This is a genomic window from Alicyclobacillus shizuokensis NBRC 103103, assembly GCF_001552255.1.
Taxonomy (GTDB): domain Bacteria; phylum Bacillota; class Bacilli; order Alicyclobacillales; family Alicyclobacillaceae; genus Alicyclobacillus_G; species Alicyclobacillus_G shizuokensis.
In genome coordinates this window covers 1-962 of sequence record NZ_BCQV01000127.1, presented here as the reverse complement: position 1 = coordinate 962, position 962 = coordinate 1, and the positions used below count along the sequence as shown (strand labels likewise).

Here is a 962-nt window from a genome sequence, read left to right as displayed (position 1 = left end):
ACCGTTCTACCAATACATGGAACAAAATATGTCCGCACCTTTGGATGTCCACACTGTCCCTTGTGGTTTACCCTCCCATGTCACACGGGGTCTGTGCCCTCACATTCCTTCGTTCTACCTCTCAAGGGGTGGATGCCGTTTCTTGCTCCTTTACTGGGTCGTTGCCCTTATGGAATGATTGCTACGGCTTATCCGTGCTTGTGCTTGTCTTGGTGCTTCATCGTCCATAAGCGAGTAAATGGAATTGACGAGTTTGAATCCATTAAGCAGCCATCTGTATTTGGGACTTCCGAACAGGCCCCAGTAAATCTTCAGCGTTGTACGGAATCCGCTTAGTTCCCAATGTGTGCAGAACACGAATGAGTTTCCCGCAGAGTGCAATGAGCGACTGTTTCTTTTTCAACGGATTACACGCTCGTGTCGTGTAATAATGGTGCAGAGCCTTGAACTCCGGGTTCGTGGCAACCATCGGTAATATCGCCCGGAAGAGTAAAGCTCTCAGCCGGGAACGACCCCGTTTTGAGATGCCAGTTTTCCCTTTTCTCTTGCCAGAACTGTTCTCTTTGAGGTTGAGACCAGCGAGCCGAATAATCTGTTGCCCATGGTCATAGTCTTGGAGATCGCCGACTTCAGCAAGGAATCCGGCAAGTGTCGTGACCCCCATTCCTGGCACACTCAGCATCTCCTCGGTGCCTGGAATCGGGTTCAGCAGCTGTTCCACTTGGGCCATGATTTCGTCACGCTGCCGAGAGAACAAGTCGTATTGCTCCAGTAGAGCCATCAGTTCCAGCCTAGCAGCCGTGAGCCCCTCTCTGAGACCAATTGACCTCTCAGCGGTTGTTACGAGTCGTTTTGCTCGCTTCATCCCGACTGCCCGCTTCACACCGCCATTCTTCCACCTACTCACAATCTCGCTGGCGCCTAGCGAGACGATGTCCTGTGGAAGTGGGAAGTCACGAAGT

General features: G+C 51.9%; 1 protein-coding gene. It reads right to left on the bottom strand.

From position 1 onward, the window contains the following. Window positions 1–262: 262 nt before the first annotated feature. On the bottom strand, window positions 263–962 hold a 700-nt coding region (locus ASH01S_RS17620), incomplete at its 5' end, for a transposase (RefSeq protein WP_157067245.1).